Origin of the sequence: Peristeroidobacter soli, assembly GCF_004138485.1 — a bacterium.
In the GTDB taxonomy this organism is placed as follows: Bacteria; Pseudomonadota; Gammaproteobacteria; order Steroidobacterales; family Steroidobacteraceae; genus Steroidobacter; species Steroidobacter soli.
In genome coordinates, this window is sequence record NZ_RYEV01000012.1 from 50,600 (window position 1) to 73,766 (window position 23,167).

Below are 23,167 nucleotides of genomic sequence, written 5' to 3' on the forward strand. Positions count from 1 at the left end.
CAACGGATTCAGAGCGGACATGGCCACAATTCACGTCGATATCGTCAGCGCCGAAGGCCAGATCTTCTCGGGCGAAGCCGCTATGGTTTTCGCGCCGGCCGCCATGGGCGAGATCGGTATCGCGCCTCGTCACGCGCCGTTGCTGACGACGCTCAAGCCGGGCGAAGTCCGCGTGCAGCTGCCGGGCGGTGAAGAGCAGTTCTTTTTCGTCGGCGGTGGCGCCATCGAAATCCAGCCCCACCTCGTCACCGTGCTCGCCGACACCGCTCTGCGCGCCAAGGACATCGACGAAGCCGCCGCCATCCAGGCCAAGCAGCGCGCCGAAGAAGCATTGAAAAATACCGCCGACAAGGTCGATGCCGCCAAGTTGCAGGTCGAACTTGCAATGGCCGCCGCGCAGATCAAGGCGCTCGAGAAGCTGCGGAAGATCAAGCAGTAACCCGCCGGGGCGATGCCCGGCTCGACTGAGGCACTCATGTCCACTCTCGAGCGCGCAATCGCCATCGCCGCCGAGGGTCACGCCGGCCAACTCGACAAGGCCGGCCAGCCGTACATCCTTCATCCAATCCGGGTGATGCTCCGGGTGAGCGGCGCGAGCGAAAGAATCGCGGCCATCCTTCACGACGTCCTCGAGGACACGCCCATCACTCTCGCTCAGCTCGCCAGCGAAGGATTCAGCCAGGAAATTCTGGAAGCCGTCGACGCTCTCACCAAGCGCCCCGGCGAGACCAGGCTCGAAGCCGCCAGGCGTGCTGCCGCGAATCCCATCGCTCGTGTGGTCAAGCTGGCCGACAACGCCGAGAACATGGACCTCTCGCGGATCAGCAACCCGACGCAGAGGGATTACGATCGTTTGGAGGAATACCAACGAGTCCGCGAGATCCTGCTCGCCTGAACGATCTGCTCGATCAGACAACAAACAGCGCACGCCGCGACCACTGCGAACCAGACAACCAGCTCCGCAATGATGCTCGCGAGCGGCGCGCCACCGACCGCGCGCTTCCAGGCAGCTGAGTCACGGCTTGAAATCATGATCGCGCGCCAGCACCGCCGCCTGCGTGCGCGACTCGACCTCGAGCTTCTCGAAGATCCGCGACACGATGTTTCTAACCGTCTTCTCGCTGATGTGCAGATGGTCCGCGATCTGCGCGTTGGTGTGGCCGCTGGCGACGCCACCTAAAACGTCGCGCTCGCGAGCCGTGAGCTCAGCAAAGCGGTCGCTTTTGTTTTCCTGAGTTCGCGCCGCGCCGGCGCGGCCGGTAAATTCCAGCACGACCTCTTTGAATTGCGCCCACGCCGGTTCGTGCTCGAGCAACACATGATTGCGCGATTCGAGCTGCACGAATTCCGCATTGGGAATTTCAGCCGCCAGTTCGCGGCTGGCATTCATCGGCGTGACCTGATCCTCGACCGGATGAATCACCAGCGTCGGGACTTGCAATTGCGGCAGCAGCTCGCGAACGTCGACTTCCGAACGAGCCAGCATCAGATGCGCGGCAATTTCAGGAGTGGTGGTGCGACGGCACAGCTCGTTGAACCAGTCGAGCTGCTCCGAACTGGCGTCGGGCACGAAGCGCGAAGTAAACACCTGACGAAATGCGACGGTGTCCGTACCCCAGCCGAGGCGGATCAATTCAACGATCGCCTGGAAACGTCGCAAACCCTGCGGGTCGCCGCGTTTCGCCCAACCCGTCGCGTAGCCGCCATAAAGAATCAAATGCGACACGCGCTCGGGGTGACGAACTGCATACGCGATACAAGCGGACGCCCCTTGTGAGATGCCGAGCAAGGTCATCGGCTCGTCGCATTGCGCCGCATCGACCACTGCTTCCAGATCGTCGATCCAGCGCGACAGCGAGACCTCCGGCACTTCCCACTGCGACATGCCGCAGCCCCGCTCGTCGTAACGAATGAACCGGAAATGCCCGGCGAAGAACTCGAGCCAATGGCGCCAGACCGGGCTTTCCAGATCGTACTGCAGGTGGGTGAGCCAGTTCGCCGCCTTGATCAGGGGCGGGCCGTTGCCGGCCGAGGCCCACGCGAGCCGCACGCCGTCGCTGGACCTCACGTACCGGATGGACTGACGAATCGTCTGCTGCCCCATACGCGCCTTCTCGCGGGCCGGGACAAATGTCCCCGCTGCTGCGACGGATGATGCCTGCGTTCGGGACATCCTTCATCTGTTTCGCGGCGCCCGCTGGACCGATGCTACGTCGACCAGCGGCGGTGATGACATTTCACGATGCGTTCACGGCCAGGCCAACAGCGTGCTCACGCCGCCCCGCTAATTTCCAGGCACATCGAATCAACCCTTGGAGGAGTCATGAAACGCACCCTGGTTCTGCTGTACGGCGTGGCCTGTTACGCCGTGTTTTTCGCGACATTTCTATATGCCATTGCCTTCCTGGGCAATTTTCTGATCCCCAACCCGATCGACGCCGCCAACAGCATCGGCACCGGCCAGGCGATCGCGGTGAATATCGGCTTGCTGGCCATTTTCGCGCTTCAGCACAGCATCATGGCCCGCCCGGCCTTCAAGCGCTGGTGGACCCGATTCGTGCCGGTCGCCGCCGAGCGCAGCACTTATGTGCTGTTCTCCAGCCTCGCCCTGATCCTGCTGTTCGCTCTGTGGCAACCCATCGGTGCCGTGATCTGGCAGGTCGACAGCCCGCTCGGCAAGGAATTGCTCTACGCCGGGTACGCCGCCGGCTGGGTGCTGCTGCTGCTCTCGACCTTCCTGATCAATCATTTCGATTTGTTCGGCTTGCGTCAGTCCTGGTTGTATTTTCGCGGCCGTCCCTATACGGAGATCGCGTTTCGTACGCCGAGTCTCTACAAAGTCGTGCGCCATCCGCTCTATGTGGGCTGGCTGCTCACTTTCTGGTGCACGCCGACGATGACGGCCGCGCATCTGTTGTTCGCGGTCATGACCACCGCTTACATCCTGATCGCAATCCAGTTCGAAGAGCGCGATCTGACGCGGGCCTTCCCCGAGTACGCGAGCTATCGTCAGAAAGTGCCGGCGCTCGTTCCGTTCACCAAGGGCCGCCGGGCCACCGGTCTGGCCAGCGGCATCCGACACTCGTAATTCCCATGAAGCTTTCCAGCGCGGACGAGCGCTATATGGAGGAACGGGCCCTGGCCATCGCGCTAGCGATGGCCAGCACCGCTGAGGAGCAGGCGAGAATCGATCGTCTGGTGATGCTTCGTGCCGCGCTCATGACTCATCGTCAGGCGCAATCGACGCAAGCTGCTGAGCTTGGACGCTCTCGAGAAGAACTGGATGCGAGCGTGAAGCAGCTGTACATGGCGCAGGGAACTTCGGAAGACGTTCTGCGAGTGCATGCTCGGACCTGCTTCGTGCGTGAGATGCAGGCCCACGAAGTGTCATTCGCTCGTGCCTGGATCGATGCGATCGGCGACCCGGACTTTGCCGATCAGCTGCGGCTCACCACGACCACCACGACTTCTTCCTGGCCGCCACGGACTGACGACCGAAATCGGTGAACGGAAAAATCGATCGCGCTTTCAGGTGCTGCACGATCTCCGCCGACTGGCCTCGCAGGCACCAATTCAATTCCTCTTCCGTGATGCCAATGCAGAGCAAGACCCCTGCTTTGCGTCCCTCGATCTCGAAACGACCGTACTCCTCGAACAGCAGCGCCGCGATCCCCGAGCCGTCCGGTGCGATGGGACCGATGTCCATCGTCTCTCCCGGCTCGAGCGGCCGTTCGAGCGTGTGATACGCCAGCCGACTGATCAGATTCGGTCCCCACGTCTCGTTGCTTCGATGGCAGATCGCCAACTCATAGTTGCCCAAGCTCGACCGCGCCTGACCCTCCGCACCGATCAACTCCGCCGTGACACTGAGCACCCCGGGCGCATGATTGCGAAAGTACAGAACGTCCGCCGCGCCACCCTCGGCCGCGCCGAAGGAAAACGGCACCGGCGCGTGGCCGACGGTGCTGTCCGCCTTGCCGAAGATTCTCTCGAGCGCACGCAAACGCGCATTCCACCAGTACTGGTGCTCGTCCATGTCACGAGAAGGCATGGTGTTCATCGGGAAATGCGCCGCTCGACCCGTTATCGGAATTGTTCTCGGGGGGTGAGTGTATCCTGAATGAGCGTCGATTCGAGCAGGCGCTCGGTGGCGGTGATCGCGCCCGATGAGAAGCGCTGGGAGCGTAGTGCTCATGATTCGGACCAGCGAAATATTCGAGAGAATTTCATGATGGGGACTATATAAGTAAGGCTCAGTAGCGTCATGGCCCGAAGCGCGAGCCAATGGAGCTCAGTCATGGAAAATCGCGAGCGGCTTTGGACCGACATGCACGAGTCCTATCTGGGCCGGAAACCGTATTCGCTGGTGCCACTGAAGGATCGGTTGGCCGCCATCTGCTTGACCCTGCGGGACGCGCCGTGGGCCACGGGCCTTTTTCCGACGTGGTCGATGGCGCAGCTGGGTATCGCGACATCGCCCGATTACCGGGATTGGAGGCGCCGGTCGGTCCAGTTTTCGTGCGACAAGCAACGCCGGCTCGTCGTCACATTTATCGTGGGCTCTCGCGCTAGGGCATCGGAAGTCCTTCCCGGTGCGGGGATCGAGGAGGAGTTGCAAAGACTCGCTGCGTGGTTGCGGTCGGACGAGCCAGCTCCGTAGGCGCGAGGACGCATGCGCGCTAGGATGGACGCATGAAACTCGGCTTCGAACACACCTACGCCACGCTCCCGCCTCGCTTCTATGCACGCGTAGAGCCGGCGAAGGTGGCTGCGCCCGAAACGCTTCTCTTCAATCGCGAACTCGCCGCTGAGCTGCGAATAGACCCTGGCATGGACAGCCAGCAAGCGGCCGCCTTGTTCTCCGGCAATGAACTGGCGGAGGATTCGACGCCGATTGCCATGGCGTATGCCGGCCATCAATTCGGCGGGTTCGTGCCGCAGCTCGGGGACGGGCGGGCTATTCTTCTTGGCGAGATTCGCGACATCCACGGCGTTCTTCGCGACGTTCAGCTGAAGGGCTCGGGTCGCACACCGTTCTCGCGCGGGGGGGATGGGCGTGCGGCTGTCGGGCCGATGCTTCGTGAGTATTTGATCAGCGAGGCAATGCATGCCTTGCGTATTCCGACCACGCGATCACTCGCCGTCGTGACGACCGGCGAGCAGGTCTATCGAACAGAAATATTGCCGGGTGCAGTACTGACACGAGTCGCCGCGAGTCACATCCGAGTTGGAACGTTTCAATACTTCGCCGCACGCGGCGACCAGGAAGGGCTGAAGGCGTTATTGGACTACGTGATCGAGCGCCACTATCCGGAAGCCAGAAACGCCGACGTACCCGCGCTCGCCGCGCTCAAGGCGATCACAGCCCGCCAGGCCGCGTTGATCGCCGACTGGATGCGTGTTGGTTTCATTCACGGGGTCATGAACACGGACAACATGGCACTGTCGGGCGAAACCATCGATTACGGTCCGTGCGCCTTCATGGATCGATACGATCCCCAAACGGTTTTCAGCTCCATCGACCTCGGCGGCCGATATTCCTATACGAACCAGCCCGGCATCGCGCAATGGAATCTGGCGCGCCTGGCCGAAACGTTACTACCGCTCATCGATTCAGACCAAGCGAAGTCCATCGAGCTGGCGACCGAAGTCATCGAAGGCTTCATGGCGCCATTCGAAGCAGCTTTCCTCGACCACATGCGCCGAAAGATCGGACTCACTTCCGCCGAAGACGGCGACGCCGACCTGATCTCTCTTCTGCTCGCGGCCATGCAGAAGGCACAGGCTGATTTCACACTGACGTTCAGCAATCTATCGCGAGCCGCTCAAGGCGAAAGCGACGACGGCGCACTCCGAGAGATGTTCACTACGCCCGCGGATATCGACGGCTGGCTCCAAGCCTGGCGCGCACGACTGGTACTCGATCCGCAATCCCCCGCGGAACGAGCCGAAACGATGCGCCTCGCCAGTCCCGAATTCATCCCTCGCAATCATCTCGTCGAAGCAGCGCTGCAAGCCGCAACGGCGGGCGACATGCAACCGTTCCATCGCTTACTAAGCATCGTGCAGCGCCCGTACGATCGACAGCCGGACGCGGCCGAATACACCCAGCCGCCACCACCGTCGGACGAGAAGTACAAAACGTTCTGCGGGACTTGAAGTTGCGGTCAGGCCGCGTCTTGCGCCGGAATCGATTCCGGGGTCGAGCGAGTTGCTGCCGACTTCGACATCGCATCGTTGCTCCGACGGCTTCGCTCAGCCTGGCCGAGGAGTTCGAGCGCGGCGGGACCATCTTCGTCGCCGGCGAAGAACGCCAGGCCGAGAGAGAGGCGAATGCCGTTAGCCGCCGAGCTCAGGCCCCAGTGGACGAAGGCATTGCGAATCGTTTGTTCCATGGCGCTGACCTCGCTCGGGCCGCTCTCCGGCATGACGACGACCAGGCGACAGGTATTCGCCGGGGCGGGCAGGCGTACGACCCAATCCAGCTTCTTTCGCATGGCGTCGTGCGCGGCGCCGAGGAGTGTGTCTGAAACGGAGCCTGTCGTTGTGTGTTGATTGAATGCGGCGGCGTCGGCCGCGTCGAGGCCGATGCTCAGCAGCTGCAAGGTTTTCTTGGAACGTCCCGATTGAACGATCTCCGCACGAAGTCGGCCCACGAGATGACGTGCGGTGTGCGCGCCATTCTCGAGATCGACCGTAGCCGGCTCATGCCCGCGACCGGTCCGTGAAGACTGACGACGACGAATCGCCGTTACGCCCGCTTGCACCCGACCGACCAGTTCGCCGAGCGCGTTCGCGCGCATCAGGTACTGGTCCACACCCATGCAATAGCCCTGCTCTTGAAAGCGGACGTCCGAGACGTCGGTGAGCATGATGATGTAGACAGGCGCGAGCGACAGAATGCGCAGGCGAGCGACGAACTCGATGCCATCGACCGCTGGCACCGCGCTGTCGGTGACCACGACTGGAAACCACTCACGAGCAAACATCGTGAGCGCTTCAATGCCGTCGGCCGCGGCGGCCACTTCGAAGCCCTGGAGCTTCAGCAGCGCAGACGCCGACTCGCGCATGCCTTCATCGGCATCCACGATCAGGACGCGGCGTGGCGGCGAAAAATCGGGCGAGGCGCTCATGGTAACGACGTTGTTATGTGAGATGCGCCTACGGTACTCCCCCGACGAGCCCGAGCGTTAATTCGCTCACCGTTTCTGTGAGGCGGATCCCGATCCGAGTGCGAAGCAGCGCACAAATCGCCGCGGAACTCAGGCCGCGAGCGAGTGGCGCTCGAATGTTTGTTCCGTTTCGAAGGCTGCTGCATGTCCTTGCACCGGTGGGTTGCCAACATCGAATACGCCAATGGCGGCGCTCAGTTCCTCGCCGCGCTCCTTGAGATTGCCGGCGGTGGCGGCCATGGAGCGCACCAGCTCGCCGTTGCTCTGGGTCATCGCGTCCATCTTTTGCAATGACTGGTCAACCTGCCGCAGCCCGCCCGTTTCATGAGCGAACGAGGCTTGCAGCTTGTCCATGATGCTCGCGATGCCACGCACGCCCGCGACCAGCTCGGTCATCGTGGCGCCGGCCTCGTCGACCAGCGTGCTGCCGGCATTGACGTTGTCGACGGAGTTCTCGATGAGCTGCTTGATCTCCTTGGCGGCAGTGGCGCTGCGCTGAGCGAGATTGCGCACTTCGGAGGCGACGACAGCGAAGCCGCGGCCATGTTCGCCGGCGCGCGCCGCTTCGACCGCCGCGTTCAATGCGAGCAGGTTGGTCTGGAACGCGATCTCGTCGATGACACTGATGATGTCCACGATCTTGCGCGACGAGCCGCTGATCTCGCCCATGGTCGTCACGACGCGCGACACCACATCGCCGCCCTTGGCCGCGATCGTGACCGCCGAATCCACGAGCCGGTTCGCCTCGCGGGCCTGCTCGGCGTTACGAGTCACGATGTCGCCCAGCTGCCGGACGGCGCTGCCGGTCTCGGACAATGCTTCGATCTGGGTTCGGTTGCGATCGGCCAATTCTTCGCTGTCGTTCGCGCTTTCACGCGCGGTACTGGCGACGAGCTGCGTGCCATTGGCCAGTGCGGCGATAGTGTCGCGCAAACGAGTGATCACGTCGGTCAACGCACGGCCAGCCGTGCTGACCGCCACATCGTCAGACTCACGCAGATCGATGGTTCCCTGGCGGTCCATGCTTTCCACGAGCCGCTGCAGTTCCGCTGCTTGCAGACTCTCGGCGCGCAACAGATGCGCGAGATAGGAGAGCACGACGGTCTCGGCAATCACATACGACGCGTGCGTCAACACGATGCCGAAGCTCGGCTTGGTGAAGCACATCACGCCGTAGCCCAGCTCCTGAAAATAGTAGAACGACAGGTGATGAACCGCCGCGACACCGGCGGCCATGACCACGGGGCGCCAGTCGCGATAGCACAGCAGGAACGCGAGCAGCACGAAAATGCCGAAGTGCAATTCAGTCAGGCCATACGCCTGATGGATGTTGAGCGCGGAAAAGACCATCAGCGACGTCGCCACGCTCATGCGGGTCAGCAACGAGCCGGGATAGATGAACGCAAACGCGCCCGGGATCAGCGCGGCGGGCACGCCAACCAGGAACGCCCACTGCCAGGTATCGTATTTCGGGGCCAGCGCGAAGGTCAGGATCGACAGACCGGCGAGCACGCCGACCATCAGGCGGTCAGCGCGGACGTGAGTCTCATGCATCGCGGAGCGGGGCGGGACGGCTGTCATCGCGGAGTACGCAGACCAAGATGGGTTAGTCCCTATGTCGGTCCGGGCGGGGCGGGATTGAGCCCGCAAACTACGGGATTCCCCTTGCCGATCACGACGTGCCTCTCAGAATGCAGCGTTCCGGGCACCTGAAAGGGGGTCGCTCGCCCGTGACGCGCGCGGCGCCGGTGCATGCCGCCGCACTCATATCCTTATAACTTGATCCAGTTCACAGTCCTCCTAATCTGCGGCATGTGGCGCGGCTGGTCCCGCGCGCTGACCTGGCCTTCCCCTCAAGAGGAGTCACTCCCATGCCGGCCCGCCGTTCCTTGTTGCTCTCGAGCAGCGTGATCGCCTGTCTCATCGCTGCCCAGACCGTTTCCGCCCAGACCGCCGAGCCGGCCAGGTCCGCGGGCGATGAAATTCTCGATTACGTGATCGTCACGGGCTCGCAAGTGTCGCTGCCGCCCGATTACGCCGGCGGCCAGGTGGCGCGCGGTGGACGCGTCGGTTTGTTCGGCAACCTCGACGTGATGGATACGCCGTTCAACAGCACCAACTTCACCGCCGAATTCATGCGCAACCTGCAGGCGCGCAGCGTCGCCGACGTGGTCCAGAGCGATCCCGGCGTGCGCGTCGCTCGGGGCTTCGGCAACTTCCAGGAGCTCTACGTGGTGCGCGGGTTCCCCGTGTACTCCGACGATATGGGCTACAACGGTTTGTATGGTTTGCTGCCGCGTCAGTATGTCGCCGCTGAATTTCTGGAACGCGTCGAAGTGTTCCGTGGCGCCAACAGCTTCCTCAACGGTGCCGCGCCGAACGGCAGCGGCGTCGGCGGCTCGTTCAATCTGGTGCCGAAGCGCGCGCCCGACCAGGATCTGAATCGCGTGACCTTGGGCTACGAAAACGCTGGCCAGGGCTACGCCGCCGCCGACTTCGGGCGTCGCTTCGGTGGCGACGACAGCTTCGGCATTCGCGCCAACGCCGTGCGTCGCGACGGTGAAATGTCCATCGAAGATCAGGAACGTCAGCTCACGATGTTCTCGCTCGGCGTCGACTATCGTGGCGACAAGGCGCGCTTCTCGGCCGACTTCGGCTGGCAGGATCACAACATCGACGCGCCTCGCCCGAGCGTGACGCCGTCGACCACCGCCATTCCGCGCGTGCCCGATGCGTCGAAGAACTACGCGCAGCACTGGACCTACAGCGGCGAGAAGGACTTCTTCGGCGTGGCGCGTGGCGAATACGACATCACCGACAAGATCGACGTGTGGGCCGCCGTGGGTTTGCGTGACAGCGAAGAGCACAACGCGCTCGCGAATCCGACGTTCAGCCCGACGCCTGCGCTGCCGAATCGCGTCACCACGTATCTGTTCGAGAATTACCGCGAAGATCTGGTGCTCACCGGCGATACCGGCGTTCGTTTCGAATTCGACACCGGCCCGGTCGGCCATCGGGTCAGCGTGTCGGGCTCGTACTACGATCTGGATTCGAAGAACGCCTATGTCATGGCGCTGCCGACCACCAGCATCGTCACCGATCTGGTCAATCCGGTGCAGGCCCCGCTCCCGGCCGGCACGTTCTTCGGCGGCGTGATCTCTCATCCGCGTACCACCACCGAGATCACGACGAAGAGCGTCGCGGCCGCCGACACGCTGTCGTTCGCCGACGATCGTCTGTTGGTGACGCTGGGTGCGCGCTACCAGGTGATGGAGCAGCACACCTTCAACTACAACACCGGCGCCGAGAATTGCACGACGCCCACGTCGGGCGGTGCGCGTGTTTGCGGTTATGACGAGAGCGTCGTGACGCCAGTCGCTGCGGTCGTGTTCAAGATCGCCGATCAGTTCTCGCTGTACGCGAACTACGCCGAAGGCCTGCTACAGGGAACTGCAGTGGCGACCACCATCAGCACGCCGAGCGGCGTGGTGACGCCCATCAATGGCGGTCAGGCGCTGGATCCCTTCGTATCGACACAGTACGAAGTGGGCGCCAAGTACGACGGCGGCACGATCGGCGGCACGTTGGCACTGTTCCGCGTGAATCAGCCGAGCGCGATTCTCGCTGGCAATGTGGTGCGCGACGATGGTGAGCAGCTCAACCAGGGCATCGAGTTCAGCGTGTACGGCCAAGCGGCGGAAAGCCTGCGTGTGCTCGGCGGCGTGACCTATCTCGACACCGAATACCGCAAGACGCAGTTCGGTGTGAACGAAGGCAACACGGTCATCGGCGTGCCCGAAATTCAGGCGAATGCCGGTGTCGAATGGGATGTGCCCAAGCTGAGCGGCTTGAGCGTCGACGGTCGCGTCGTCTACACCGGCTCGCAGGAAGCGAATGCGGCGAACTCGCTGAGCATCCCATCGTGGACGCGTCTGGATCTGGGTGCGCGCTACCAGTGGATGCTGGACGCGACCAAGACCCTGACGTTCCGTGCCCGCGTCGATAACGTCACCGACAAGAACTATTGGGCGTCGGTAGGTGGCTCGGCCGGGTCGAACTACCTCGTGCTCGGCTCGCCGCGCACGTTCGTGATCTCGGCCTCGCTCGACTTCTAACTTCGATGCCATGCGGCCGCCGTACTTCGCGGCGGCCGCTTCTCTCCCGACGCGGGGGCGCTCACAATAGGCTTCGGAATATTCGCTGGCGGACGTTGCGCATGAAAGAGCCTGTGAAGGCTGCCGCTGTTGGCTTCTGCCTGGCATTGCTGTCGCTCGCGGCGCCGGCGCATGAAGACGAAATGATGTTCCCCATGCTCGCCCAGGGCATGGTGTCCGAAGCGGGCGCCGCATCCAACCTGCTCCGGCCCAGGCAGCCAGCGGGTCAAACGCTGCCGCTGCAGTCGACGCGGCAAATCAAATTCGATACCGACGAAGGCACCTGGTTGTCCGTCGACGTGGCGCCGGTCGGCGATCGCATCGTGTTCGATTTGCTGGGTGACATTTACACCCTGGATGCGGGCGGCGGAAAAGCCACCGCGATCACGCGCGGCATGGCGTTCGACACGCAGCCCACCTATTCACCCGACGGCGCGTGGATCGCGTTCGTGAGCGATCGCTCCGGCGCGGAGAATGTCTGGATCATGCGGCCGGATGGCTCCGACGCTCGCCAGGTCAGTCTGGGCGGCGACGATAGTGTGCTCGTGTCGCCGGCATGGAGCGCCGATGGCAAGTCGATCTATGTGAGCCGTTTCCTGTGGAGTGCCGACAGCTATCAGCTCTGGCGCTACGATTTGGACGGCACCGAAACATTGATCGTGCCGATCAAGGCGCCCGGCCAGCCGCGCGACAAAGGTCAAAGCTCGCTCGGCGCCGTCGCCTCGCCGGACGGCAAATACATTTACTTCGCTCGTCGCAACGGGACCTCGGACGATCACAAGGTCAGCGACTGGTCGCTGGTTCGTCGTGACATAGAGAATGGCACCGAAACCGTCCTCGTGCCGACAGCGGCCGGGCGGGGGCGAGCGACTGGCGCATACTTCCGTCCCGCGCTGTCGCCAGACGGCAAGCTGCTGGCCTACGCCACGCGCTTCGAAGGCCAGACCGGTCTGCGACTGCGCAACCTGGCAACCAACGAAGATCGCTGGCTGGCGTTCCCGATCGAGCATGACCAGATTCATGCGCAGAGCTGGCAGGACCTCGTGCCGCGCTATGCATTCACCCGCGACGGCCGGGCGGTGATTCTCAGCCGCAACGGCAAGCTGGAGAAACAACCCATCGATGGCGGCGCGGGCACCGCCATTCCATTTACAGCAACCGTCGATGTCGAGCTGGGTCCGTTGACGCGCGTCGCCGTCAAACAAGAAACCGGGCCCGTGCGTGCGCGTCTGATACAAACACCGGAGCAATCGCCTGACGGCAAGCAGGTGGCGTTCTCGTCGCTCGGACAGGTCTACGTCATGCCGCTCACGCACGGCGCGAAACCGAAGCGGCTGACTTCGAGCGAGACGCCTGAGTTTCATCCCAGCTGGTCGCCGGATGGCAAGCACATCACCTTCATCACCTGGACCGCGAAACAGGCCGGCCAGGTGTGGATTGCCGACGCGAACGGCGGCACGCCGCGACCAGTCACAACGGTTGCCGGCTATTACTCACATCCGGTCTTCACGCCCGACGGTAGTTCGGTGCTGGTCGTGCGATCGGAGAACGACGCGCGCTTACGCAGCTCGATGGAGTTCGGTCAGCACGTTCGGGACGCCGCACTGATCTCGTTGCCCGTCGTGGGCGGCGTCGAGAAGATCGTCGCGACCGGTACGTTCGGCGGCAAGCCACATTTCGCGGCCGGCCCGAATCTGGTGTATGTGCGACAAGCCGCGGGCTTGAGCAGCATTGACCTCGTTAGCGGCGAGATCAAACCCGCGGTGAATGTGCAGGGGCCGAACTGGTACTTCGCCGAGAGTCTGGCTCAAGTCGATGACAGCCGATTGAGTCCCGACGGCAAGTGGGTGCTGGCCATCATTGCTCAGCAAGCTCACGTCGTTGCCGCGCCGAGGCCGGAAGAGACGGTCGATTTGTTGAATCCCGGTCGCGAGCATCGACGCATCACCGACGTAGGCGCGGACTTCATCGAGTGGAGTCGTGATGGCAAGTCGGTCACCTGGGCAGTGGGCTCGACGTTCTATCGTCGCGCGTTCGCCGATATCAGGCTCAACGCCGCCAGCAGCCCGAGTTGGAATGCTGATGTTCCCAAGCGGGGCATTGATTCATTTCCCGCCGTCGTCGAGGTGCCGCGCGATGATCCTCGCGGCAGCCTGGTGCTACGGGGAGCTCGTGTGATCACGATGCGCGACTCGGAAGTGATCGAGAACGCGGATGTGTGGATCCGCGACGGACGCATCGCTGCTGTCGGTCCGAAGGGTTCGCTGAAGCTGCCGGCGAACATCGACATTCGCGATGTCACAGGCAAGACCATCGTGCCGGGCTTCATCGATGTGCACGATCACGTGGCCGACATCCGCCGCGATGTGATTGCGATGGAGAGCTGGGGGTTGCGCGCGCGCCTGGCTTATGGAGTTACGATCTCGTTCGATCCTTCCACGCTCAGCATCGATATGTTCGCGTATCAGGATCTGGGCGATGCCGGGATTCTGGTGGGTTCGCGAGTGCCGAGCACGGGCACCGCGATGTTTTCATTCAACCGTCTGTCGTCGGTCGATGAGGCGCGTGCGCTGCTGACTCGCTATCGCGATCACTACCGCACGCGCAACGTGAAGCAATATCTCATCGGCAACCGACAGCAACGCCAATGGTTGATTCAGGCGGCGCAAGAGTTCGGCGTGATGCCGACGACCGAAGGCTCGCTGTCGCTGAAGCTGGATCTGACCCAGATCATGGATGGGTACTCCGGCAGCGAGCACGCCTTGCCGACGCCGCTTTATAACGACGTCATCCAGTTCGTGGCGCGCAGTGGCACCAGTTACGACGCCACGTTGCAAATCAAGAACGGCGGCCCCGGCGCGCAGGACAACTTCGTCATTCGCGACCGTCCCTTCACCGATGAGAAGTATCGTCGGTTCCGGCCGTACTACATCGCCGCTCAGCAGGCGTTGTCCCGCGAATGGACCGATCCGTCCACCCTGCTTTATCCGCGCATCGGTGGCGACGTGGCCCGCATTCAGCGCGCCGGTGGTGTCGCGGCGATTGGCTCGCATGGTGAGATTCAAGGGCCCGGGTTTCATTGGGAGCTGGAGGCGCATGTCGAAGGCGGCATGACGCCGCTCGAAGCGTTGCGTGCCGGCACCCTCGGGGGCGCGCAGGCGATCGGTCGAGCCGCTGAGTTCGGCAGCCTCGAGCCGGGCAAGTTCGCGGACCTGGTCGTCCTCGACGCGGACCCGCGGCAGGATATCCGCCGCACTCGCGATATCGCGCTGGTCATGAAGAACGGCCGGTTGTATGAGGCCGCCACCCTGGATGAACTGTGGCCTCGGCCCCGCCCGCTGGCAGCGCCCTGGTTCGCTACGGAGAACCCATCGTCCAGTGCTGGGCAGGAGGCCGAATGCCGTGGGTGCAGGGATGCGCAGGACCGGCCTGACAAGTAGAGAATCAGTCCCTGGCGGCCACGGGCGCAACTCCCGATAATGCGGCCTGATCCGGCCGCTTCGGCCTGCAACCAACCAGTCGCCATGCCCTTGTCCATCGTCATCCTGGCCGCCGGCCAGGGCAAACGCATGAAATCGGACCTGCCCAAGGTCCTGCAGCCTCTGGCCGCCCGCCCCATCCTGTCCCATGTATTGGACACTGCGAAACAGTTAAAGGCGGATGCCATTCACATCGTGTATGGCCATGGCGGCGAACAGGTGCAGAAGGCGCTGGCGGCCGAGCCCGTGAGCTGGGTCCTGCAGGCCGAGCAGCTCGGTACCGGTCATGCGGTCGCGCAGGCGATGCCGTCCATCCCGGACGATCACGACGTACTCATTCTGTATGGCGATGTGCCGCTGGTTCGTCAGCCGACCTTGCAAACATTGCTCGAGCAATGCAGCGCCAAGGCCATGGGCGTGCTCACGGTCGTGCTCGCCGATCCGACCGGCTATGGCCGGGTGGTTCGTGATAACGCCGGCAACGTCGTGCGCATCGTCGAGCAGAAGGATGCGAACACCAAGGAGCGCGCCATCGGTGAGATCAACACCGGTCTGATGGCCGTGCCCGCGGCGTCGTTGCGCAAGTGGCTCGCCGAGCTGAAGAACGACAACTCGCAGGGCGAGTATTACCTCACCGACATCATCGTGATGGCCGTGCGCGCCGGCATGAAAGTCAATGCGGTGATCGCACCGACCGAAATGGAAGTCCTAGGTGTGAATGACAAAGTTCAGCTGGCGCAGCTCGAAGGCGCGCTGCGAGCCGAGCGGGCCCGTGAATTGATGATCAACGGCGTGACGCTGGCCGATCCCGCGCGTATCGATATTCGCGGCAAAGTCACTGTCGGCCGCGATGTTTTCATCGACGTGAACGCGGTGTTGGTCGGCGACGTCCACCTCGGCGATCGCGTGCGCATCGGACCGAATTGTTATTTGAAGGACTGCCGTATCGACGCCGACACGGAGATTCATCCGAACTGCGTCGTCGATCGCGCCGTGGTCGGGCCGCGTAACATCATCGGGCCGTTCGCCCGCCTGCGACCGGAGAGCGTCCTGCACGGCGACGTGCACATCGGCAACTTCGTCGAAGTGAAAAAGAGCGAGATCGGTCAGGGCAGCAAGGCCAATCACCTGACCTACCTGGGCGACGCCAGCGTCGGTAGCAATGTCAACGTCGGCGCCGGCACGGTAACCGTCAATTATGACGGCGTGAATAAACACCGCACCGAAATCGGCGACGGCGCCTTCGTCGGCTCCGGCTCCATGCTGATCGCCCCGATCAAGATCGGTCCGAACGCCAATACCGGCGCCGGTTCGACCCTCAGCAAGGACGCCCCGGAAGGCAAGCTGACCCTGGCCCGCGCTCGACAGGTGACCATCGACGGCTGGAAACGCCCCCAGAAAAAGCCCAAGGAATAGGGGTGAGGGGCGTCGGCCAGCGGCCTTAAGGTCGCTTCCCGCCCGAGTGCCGACCTGTGAGACTTTCCGCAGCCCCAGGGAACCCCGGTCGGCTACACTCTCTTTTTATAAACCTGCGGCTAAAACGGACCCCTATCTCCCATGTGCGGTATCGTCGGCGCGATTGCGGATCGCAACATCGTTCCCATCCTGATCGAAGGCCTGCGGCGTCTGGAATATCGCGGCTATGACTCGGCCGGTCTGGCCATTCTGAACGGTACCGGCCACCTGCGCCGACTGCGCACTGTCGGCAAAGTCCGCAAGCTGCAGGATGCCCTCGCCGAGACTCCGGTCGAAGGCCACCTGGGCATCGCGCATACCCGTTGGGCTACCCATGGCGTGCCGTCCGAGCGTAACGCCCACCCCCATATCTCGCGGGATGGCATCGCCATCGTTCACAACGGCATCATCGAAAACCACGAAGAGCTGCGTGAGGAGCTGACCAAGCTCGGCTATCAGTTCACCTCCGAGACCGACACCGAAGTGATCGCGCATCGCATTCACTTCCACAAGCAGAAGCTCGGCGACATTTTCCGCGCCGTGCGCGCCACGGTCGCCGAGTTGGAAGGCGCGTATGCGCTCGCCGTCGTTTCCGAAGATGCGCCCGACAGCATGATCCTCGCTCGCGCGGGTTGTCCGGTCGTGATTGGCGTCGGTAACAACGAACATTTCGTCGCCTCCGACGTCGCCGCGCTGTTGCCGGTGACGCGCAATTTCATCTTCCTCAACGAAGGCGACGTGGCCGAGATCCGCCGCACCAGCGTGCGCATTCTCGATCACGAAGGAAACAACGCCCTGCGCGAAGTTCACGAAAGCCAGTTGTCCGCCGATGCGGCCGAGAAGGGCGAGTTCGCGCATTACATGCTCAAGGAAATTCATGAGCAGCCGCGCGCCATCGCGCAGACGCTGGAAGAACGCGTCGCCGGCGGCAAGCTGCTCGAAGCCGCGTTCGGACCGCTCGCGACCGAAGTGTTCCGTCGTTGCGAAGCCGTGCAGATCGTCGCGTGCGGTACCAGCTATCACGCTGGCGCCGTGGCCAAGTACTACATCGAGCAGATCGCGCGTCTGCCGTGCTGGGTCGAGATCGCGAGCGAATATCGCTATCGCAATCCGGTCGTGCCCAAGAACACGTTGTTTGTTTCCATTTCGCAGTCGGGCGAGACCGCCGACACGCTGGCCGCGCTGCGCATGGCCAAGCAGTCGGGCTATCTCTCGACCTTGTCGATTTGTAACGTCCCGGAAAGCTCGCTGGTTCGCGAGTCCGAGCTGGTGCTGCTGACTCGCGCCGGCCCGGAAATCGGTGTCGCTTCGACCAAGGCATTCACGACGCAGCTGTGCGCGCTCGGCATGCTGGTCATTGCGCTCGCCAAGTTCCACGGCACCGATCCGGAGCGCGAGCGCGGCCTCGTGCAGCGTCTGATCGAAATCCCGAGCCTGATCGAGAAGACCCTGCATCTCGACGAGACCATCAAGAAGCTCGCCGAACGCTTCGCCGACAAGCATCACGCGTTGTTCCTCGGTCGCGGTCAGATGCACCCGATCGCGATGGAAGGCGCGCTGAAGCTCAAAGAGATTTCATACATTCACGCCGAAGCCTATCCCGCCGGCGAGTTGAAGCATGGCCCGCTCGCGCTGGTCGACGCCGACATGCCGGTGATCGCCGTCGCTCCGAACAACGACCTGCTGGAGAAGTTGAAATCCAACCTGCAGGAAGTGCGGGCGCGTGGCGGTGAGTTGTATGTATTCGCCGACCCGGACTCGGGCTTCCAGCCGTCCGAAGGCGTCACTGTCATCACCATGCCCAAACACGTCAGCCACTTCCAGGCTTCCGCTGTTTATACCGTGCCGCTGCAACTGCTGGCGTATCACTGCGCCATCCTGAAGGGCACGGATGTGGATCAGCCGCGGAATCTGGCGAAGTCAGTGACGGTGGAATAATCACCCGTAGTCGGTGTCCTGCGTGGCCGGCGGCGCCGTCCGACGGCCACTCGGATGGCGGCCGATTGTATGGCCGCCGGTCTCGTGCCACTGTGGCTCAACCCCAGGCTGCGGAGATACCGTCATGAGCCGCCCTTCCAAAATCGCCCTGCTGATGTTGTTGTCCGTCGCGTCGACCGCGTTCGCCATGGACCAGACACCACAACCCCCGCCGAGCTCGACCGATCCGAGCAGCGCGTCGACTCCGCATCAGCAGCAGTCGATGCACGAGCAGATGATGAAGGACTGCATGAAGAAAGAGCATCAGAAGGACTCATCCAGGTCCAAGGATCAGCTCAAGAAATATTGCCAGGAGCAGATGAAGATGCAGGAGCAGCCGAACGGCTGACTTGGCACCAATGGCGACGTCCGGAGCTGAGCGATCCGGGCGTCAGGTGCCCGGTGTGCTCAATCGCAAGCTGGCACTTCGCAACCCCTCCAGAATGCTCGCGGCAACGGCATCTGGAAATTTCTTGGGAATCAGGGCTGCGACCGTGTCGATGACCCGCGGGGTCGAATCGACCAACTCGTCGATCACTGTCTGGAAAACGGCCGACATGCCGGTCTTGCGAGCGGTTTCCAGCCAGTGTCGATACACAATCGAATCCCAAAGGTAGTGCCGATTCTTACCGTCCACGGCCATCGCCATTTTCACTTTCTTCGGCGAGAGCTTGCCGGTGGAGGTTCCCGGCACGGGATACGCCGACAGAATGTCGTATCTCGGGGTGAGACGATAGGCGCCGGCGGGTTCCAGGAAGATACTGAAGTTTTTCGCATGGCCATCGATAGCGCACAGCATCCAGAACAGCAGCTGCGTCTTGAAGAAGTCCTTGCGGTCGTTCTGTGCATTCGATGAGCCCAGCAACAGATCCATGATGACTCGTATGCCCGGTCCGCCATCGACTTCGTATTTCTGATCGCTGGGCAAACCGGTCGCCTGGCACATGTCCTCCTGCGGCAGGCGGATGATCCATGAACGATCCGAGGAGAAGCGGCGGTCGAAGCGCTCCACGACGAGAGCTCGATATTCGTCAAACGTCTCTATCCAGCAGTTCGAGACGGGCACGCCGTAGGCTTTCAGAATCTGTGCGCACAGCCATTCGTTTTCGACAGAGGTCGTCAGGTCGATACCGCCGCCGCCGGTTCCAAGGGGGAGTTTGAGAATGTGTGTCGTAGGTGTCGTGCCCTTGGCACGCATCCATTGCCCTTTGAGTCGCAGCAGCGCTGTTTTCTCCTGAGCGCCGGCCAGTGAGATTCTGAAATCATCGTCCTCGGCGTGGCTGCCCGGTGGGGCACGCAGCATCATCGAGAGTTGCTGCGAGACTTGAGTCGGAGATAGCGGCTCCGCAGTAATGGTCCGAACATCGGGAGGAGCGCTGTCTTCTGGCAACAGCTGAATTGCGCCCACGCAATCGCGGCCGATTTCCATCAACAGATCGAAAGCACCGGTGGTGGCGGTCTCGAAGCGCCGTTGCAGTCGCTGACGAATACGTTGATTGTCGGGAAGCAGGTTGTCGAAGAAGGCGGCGACCCGAGGTCCTTTGAACGGCTCGGGCTGCAGCACCATCGATAGCGACAGAGGACGAGCATCCGCAGTGGCGAGCCATTCCTCCGCATACACGAATTCATCCGGGCGGCCAGGACGAGAGGTCCATGTTCCTACGCGCTCTCCATTCATCCAGACGCCAAGGTCGCGGCGTGATGAGGGGCGCGGCACGAGTTACCACTCCCTCGAGCTTTGATCGCGCGCGGGCACGTCTCCGTGGTTGTTGTCACGGATCACCAGCTCGAGGCCCAGCGCTGAAAGCATCTTATAAAGAGTCTCCACGCTGGTTTTCGCGCCAATGTTCTCTAAAGATGAGACGGTTTTTTGCTTCACGCCGACGCTAGATGCCGCTTCTGTTTGCGACAGCCCCCGTCGAATGCGGGCGCTTTTGAGGGCGGCGCCGAGCTGGGCCGGAGTTCTCGCGACAACGTCCATCTAAGGGCTCCTCTAAGGTATAGCTGCAATTTATACCCTATGGGATATATATGCAATTATACCCCGTGAGGGATAACTTGGAAATATACCCTATAAGGGTGCGAGTGATGCCTAGCACTTCGGCTACAGCCCGCCGGACGGCGCGCCATCCAGCAGCTTCTGTTCCCGCGACAATCTCACCGCATCTCTGCGAGAGTTCACGCCGAGCTTCTCGTAGAGAGACTTCAAATGATATTTCACCGTGTTCGGTGAGATCTTCAGCAGCCGGGCGATTTCCTTGTTGGTGAATCCCTGGTCCAGATGCCTGAGCGTCGACAGCTCCGGCCCGCTCAGCAAGGTCGACTCGCGACTCTGCGCCGAATGTCGTTCCAACGATTTGCGCAACCGGCGCAGGAAATTTTCGCGGAAGCGATCCGTGTGACGCATCGTGCTCTGACGGGCGTCGACGGTGGCGGAGAGACTGATGAAGCGCCAGCAATCCAGGAAAGGTCCGATGAACCCCTGGAACATCGACATGCTCACCGCTTCATCGAAGCGGGCCGTCGCGCGCTCCGGCTCTTTCGCCAACCGATGGGCGTGCGCGGCCAGGATGCATACTGTGATCAACAGCCGGCCGTGACCGTGCTGTCGAGCCCAGCGCTCGGTGCTCTCGATTTCAGACAGCGCGTCGACAGGATTGCCGCTGCACAGATGAATCTTCGCAAGACACACCGACGCCGCCAACGCGACATGCCGGTAAGCAGGAATCTCTTCCTGCATCGCCGCCGCCATGTCGCGAATGCCGATCTCCTGCGCGCGCTGACTGGCGGATTCATTCCGGCCGGCGTGAATCAGCGCCTCGACTTGGTAAATATCCGCCAGCATCTGCAGTTGTTTCAGATGACGCCGATCGGCGATCGTCCGCATCCCCGCGATCAAACGTTCCGCTTCCGCGGGGCTCTTGCCGAACGCCGCCCGAATGGCGGTGCAGAACCCGGAGGCGTAGATCTCGAACCAGCCGTCCGACTGTTCCATATGAGGCAGCGCCCAATCGAGCAGCGCCAGCGCTTCGTCGATGGCATCGCGCTCGAACAGCGTCTCCGCTTGATACACGGCGCAGTTCGCGGCCAGGTCGGAGCGTGGGCCGTAAGCGCGATGGATGTCGGCGGCAGCTTCTTTCAAGACTCCCTGAGCTTCATCCAGCCGACCCTGGGCCAGTCGGATTCGAGCTTCGAGCAGACGAGCAAACATCTCGCCATACAGCGATCCGAGCGCCCGATGATGCTCCTGCGCACGGCGTGTCGGCTCGAGCGCACGCTCCAGCCAGCCGCAATCGCAATACCGTTCACCCAACGATTCGCATACATTGGCGAGCATCAGGTGATCGTTCGATGGCAGACTCAGAATCAGCGCTTCCTTGGCGAGCAGGTCTTCGCGCTTCACCGGCGCGTTCTCGTACTCCGAGAGCACTTCGCCGACCAGGTTCACTTCCGTCCAGAGATCCGGCGGCAGGCTGGCGCGGTCCACGGAATTCCGGAACAGATCGTAGCTGGTGCGTGCCGTCGTCATTTCGCCTTGCTTGATCAGGCGATACACATTTGCCAGCGTGAGGCGGGGATAGCGCGCGATGGTCGCGCTGGAAACATGAGTGAGGCCCGCGAGCAGCGTCTCCATTCTGCCTTCCGGAATCATGCGCCAGCCGCCGGCATCGTCGAGAATGACGGCCAGAAACTCTTCGTCCGCCGCGCCGATGGCATGAGCCACCGCTTCCGCCATCTGGCCATGCGAGCTGAACCAATTCGCGGCCTCACGATGCAGCTGGCGAAACAACGCCGGATCACGGCGGACCAGCCGGTCGCGCAGGATCTGAGCGAACAGCTGGTGATAGCGATAGGTCACATGCTGCGCGTCCAGCGGCATCAGAAACAGATGCTGCTTTTCCAACTGTTCCAGCATCATCTGGCCGTCGGTACGCGCGCACAGCAGATTGACCAGATCGCCGTTCAAGCGCTCGAGAATCGCGGTCCGCGTGATGATGTTCTCTATCTCCGGCGGCAGGCTCGCCAGCACCTGCTCGGACAGATAGCTCGCCAGTTCCCACGCCGGCCCGGAGAAATTGGCGATCAGGTCGGCGCGATCGCAGCCTTTGCGCAACGACAAAGCAGTCATCTGGAGTGCGATGGGCCAGCCTTCAGTGCGCTTCACGAGTCTCGCGATGTCGTCGCCGGCGAGCTGCTCGGACGCCGCGCGGTTCAGCAGCACCTGCGCTTCGTCGAGCGTGAACTTGAGATCGTCGACGCCGATCTCGACCAGATCCTCATTCGCCGCGAGTACCGCCTGCCCGAGCTTGGGATAATCGCGCGAGGCAATCACCACGTGCAGCCGTGCGGGCGCGAGCTTGATCAAGCCGCGCATGAAATGAAGCACATCCTCGCTTTCGGCGCGATGGAAGTCGTCGAGGATCAGGACCGTGTCGCGTTCGGCGAGCGACAGTCGGTTCACGATGGCGGACAGCGCGGCGCGGGTCGGCATGCTTTCGCCGCTGCTGCCGCCGCCGATTGCAACCATCAGGTACTCGGCGAACCGGGCCGCGTCGGACTCCTCTTCTTCCAGTGTGAGCCAGGCGACCTCGATGCCGCGTTCCGCCAGCAGCCGATGCCACTGAGACAGCAAGCTGGTCTTGCCGTAGCCGGCGGGCGCGTGCAGGAGAGTGAGCCGACGGGAGGTCACGTCGGCCAGGCGTCGAATCAGCAGATCGCGCGGCACGTGCTGGCTCGGTCGAGCCGACGGCGCGGTCTTGGTGAGTATCGGATCACCGAGGCTGTTCACGGGATGCCATGGTAAAGGTCGGAACTCGGCCGAGCATAGCAAATCAATTGCGTCAGCCACCGTTCCGATCCGACTGCCCACCGGCACCGGAAGTCCTACCCGTCTTAGCGCCAGGCGGGTGGACCCGTCCACGTAGACTCC

The 23,167-nt window shown here is 62.5% G+C and carries 17 protein-coding genes; 10 read left to right on the forward strand and 7 right to left on the reverse strand.

The annotated features are described in order from the left end of the window. Positions 1-19: 19 nt before the first annotated feature. Both EKO19_RS37420 and EKO19_RS37425 read left to right on the forward strand, forming a co-directional pair. Complete coding sequence (locus EKO19_RS37420; protein WP_129782551.1) at positions 20-439, forward strand: F0F1 ATP synthase subunit epsilon; 420 nt, start codon at positions 20-22, stop codon at positions 437-439. 36 nt (positions 440-475) lie between these two features. Continuing rightward, a complete protein-coding gene (locus tag EKO19_RS37425; protein ID WP_129782552.1) occupies positions 476-895 on the forward strand; it encodes an HD domain-containing protein in 420 nt (139 codons plus the stop codon). A gap of 120 nt (positions 896-1,015) precedes the next feature. On the opposite strand, the gene EKO19_RS37430 is transcribed toward EKO19_RS37425, so the two are convergent. Next, entirely contained in the window at positions 1,016-2,104 is a 1,089-nt protein-coding gene (locus tag EKO19_RS37430; protein WP_129782553.1) for an alpha/beta fold hydrolase, read from the reverse strand. Between the two features lie 219 nt (positions 2,105-2,323). Here EKO19_RS37430 and mddA point away from each other — a divergent pair, with 219 nt between their 5' ends. Together mddA and EKO19_RS37440 are read left to right on the forward strand one after the other, a co-directional pair. Next, complete coding sequence (gene mddA / locus EKO19_RS37435) at positions 2,324-3,088, forward strand: methanethiol S-methyltransferase (RefSeq protein WP_129782554.1); 765 nt, start codon at positions 2,324-2,326, stop codon at positions 3,086-3,088. Between the two features lie 5 nt (positions 3,089-3,093). Continuing rightward, complete coding sequence (locus EKO19_RS37440) at positions 3,094-3,507, forward strand: hypothetical protein (protein ID WP_129782555.1); 414 nt, start codon at positions 3,094-3,096, stop codon at positions 3,505-3,507. On the opposite strand, the gene EKO19_RS37445 is transcribed toward EKO19_RS37440, so the two are convergent. Beyond that, positions 3,449-4,060, reverse strand: a complete 612-nt coding sequence (locus EKO19_RS37445) for a suppressor of fused domain protein (RefSeq protein ID WP_157995633.1) — start codon at positions 4,058-4,060, stop codon at positions 3,449-3,451. The genes EKO19_RS37440 and EKO19_RS37445 overlap by 59 nt on opposite strands. 632 nt (positions 4,061-4,692) lie before the next feature. Between EKO19_RS37445 and EKO19_RS37450 the strand changes: the two genes are divergently transcribed. Next, positions 4,693-6,159 (forward strand): protein adenylyltransferase SelO, encoded by a 1,467-nt coding sequence (locus EKO19_RS37450; protein WP_129782557.1) that lies wholly within the window; start codon positions 4,693-4,695, stop codon positions 6,157-6,159. Positions 6,160-6,167: 8 nt separating this feature from the next. Here the strand turns inward: EKO19_RS37450 and EKO19_RS37455 are convergent, their stop codons facing one another. Together EKO19_RS37455 and EKO19_RS37460 are read right to left on the reverse strand one after the other, a co-directional pair. Beyond that, positions 6,168-7,133: a response regulator gene (locus EKO19_RS37455; protein WP_129782558.1), complete on the reverse strand. Its 966-nt coding sequence runs from the start codon at positions 7,131-7,133 to the stop codon at positions 6,168-6,170. A 129-nt stretch (positions 7,134-7,262) separates the two neighbouring features. Continuing rightward, positions 7,263-8,726, reverse strand: coding sequence for a methyl-accepting chemotaxis protein (locus tag EKO19_RS37460; protein ID WP_217705852.1), 1,464 nt, complete (start codon positions 8,724-8,726; stop codon positions 7,263-7,265). Between the two features lie 317 nt (positions 8,727-9,043). Between EKO19_RS37460 and EKO19_RS37465 the strand changes: the two genes are divergently transcribed. From EKO19_RS37465 to EKO19_RS37485, 5 genes are all read left to right on the forward strand, one after another. After that, complete coding sequence (locus EKO19_RS37465; RefSeq protein WP_129782560.1) at positions 9,044-11,287, forward strand: TonB-dependent receptor; 2,244 nt, start codon at positions 9,044-9,046, stop codon at positions 11,285-11,287. A 101-nt stretch (positions 11,288-11,388) separates the two neighbouring features. Continuing rightward, entirely contained in the window at positions 11,389-14,766 is a 3,378-nt protein-coding gene (locus tag EKO19_RS37470) for an amidohydrolase family protein (protein WP_175597344.1), read from the forward strand. A gap of 84 nt (positions 14,767-14,850) precedes the next feature. Further along, on the forward strand, positions 14,851-16,221 hold the full coding sequence (glmU, locus tag EKO19_RS37475; protein WP_129782562.1) for a bifunctional UDP-N-acetylglucosamine diphosphorylase/glucosamine-1-phosphate N-acetyltransferase GlmU: 1,371 nt from the start codon (positions 14,851-14,853) through the stop codon (positions 16,219-16,221). Positions 16,222-16,362: 141 nt separating this feature from the next. Beyond that, positions 16,363-18,198 (forward strand): glutamine--fructose-6-phosphate transaminase (isomerizing), encoded by a 1,836-nt coding sequence (glmS, locus tag EKO19_RS37480; protein WP_129782563.1) that lies wholly within the window; start codon positions 16,363-16,365, stop codon positions 18,196-18,198. A 124-nt stretch (positions 18,199-18,322) separates the two neighbouring features. Beyond that, positions 18,323-18,586, forward strand: coding sequence for a hypothetical protein (locus EKO19_RS37485; RefSeq protein WP_129782564.1), 264 nt, complete (start codon positions 18,323-18,325; stop codon positions 18,584-18,586). Positions 18,587-18,628: 42 nt separating this feature from the next. On the opposite strand, the gene EKO19_RS37490 is transcribed toward EKO19_RS37485, so the two are convergent. The 3 genes from EKO19_RS37490 to EKO19_RS37500 form a co-directional block, all read right to left on the reverse strand. After that, positions 18,629-19,915 carry a type II toxin-antitoxin system HipA family toxin gene (locus EKO19_RS37490; RefSeq protein WP_129782565.1) on the reverse strand — a complete coding sequence of 429 codons (1,287 nt, stop codon included), beginning with the start codon at positions 19,913-19,915 and terminating at the stop codon, positions 18,629-18,631. Between the two features lie 42 nt (positions 19,916-19,957). Beyond that, positions 19,958-20,218: a helix-turn-helix domain-containing protein gene (locus EKO19_RS37495; RefSeq protein WP_129782566.1), complete on the reverse strand. Its 261-nt coding sequence runs from the start codon at positions 20,216-20,218 to the stop codon at positions 19,958-19,960. A gap of 123 nt (positions 20,219-20,341) precedes the next feature. Continuing rightward, on the reverse strand, positions 20,342-23,026 hold the full coding sequence (locus EKO19_RS37500) for a LuxR C-terminal-related transcriptional regulator (protein ID WP_129782567.1): 2,685 nt from the start codon (positions 23,024-23,026) through the stop codon (positions 20,342-20,344). Positions 23,027-23,167 lie beyond the last annotated feature (141 nt).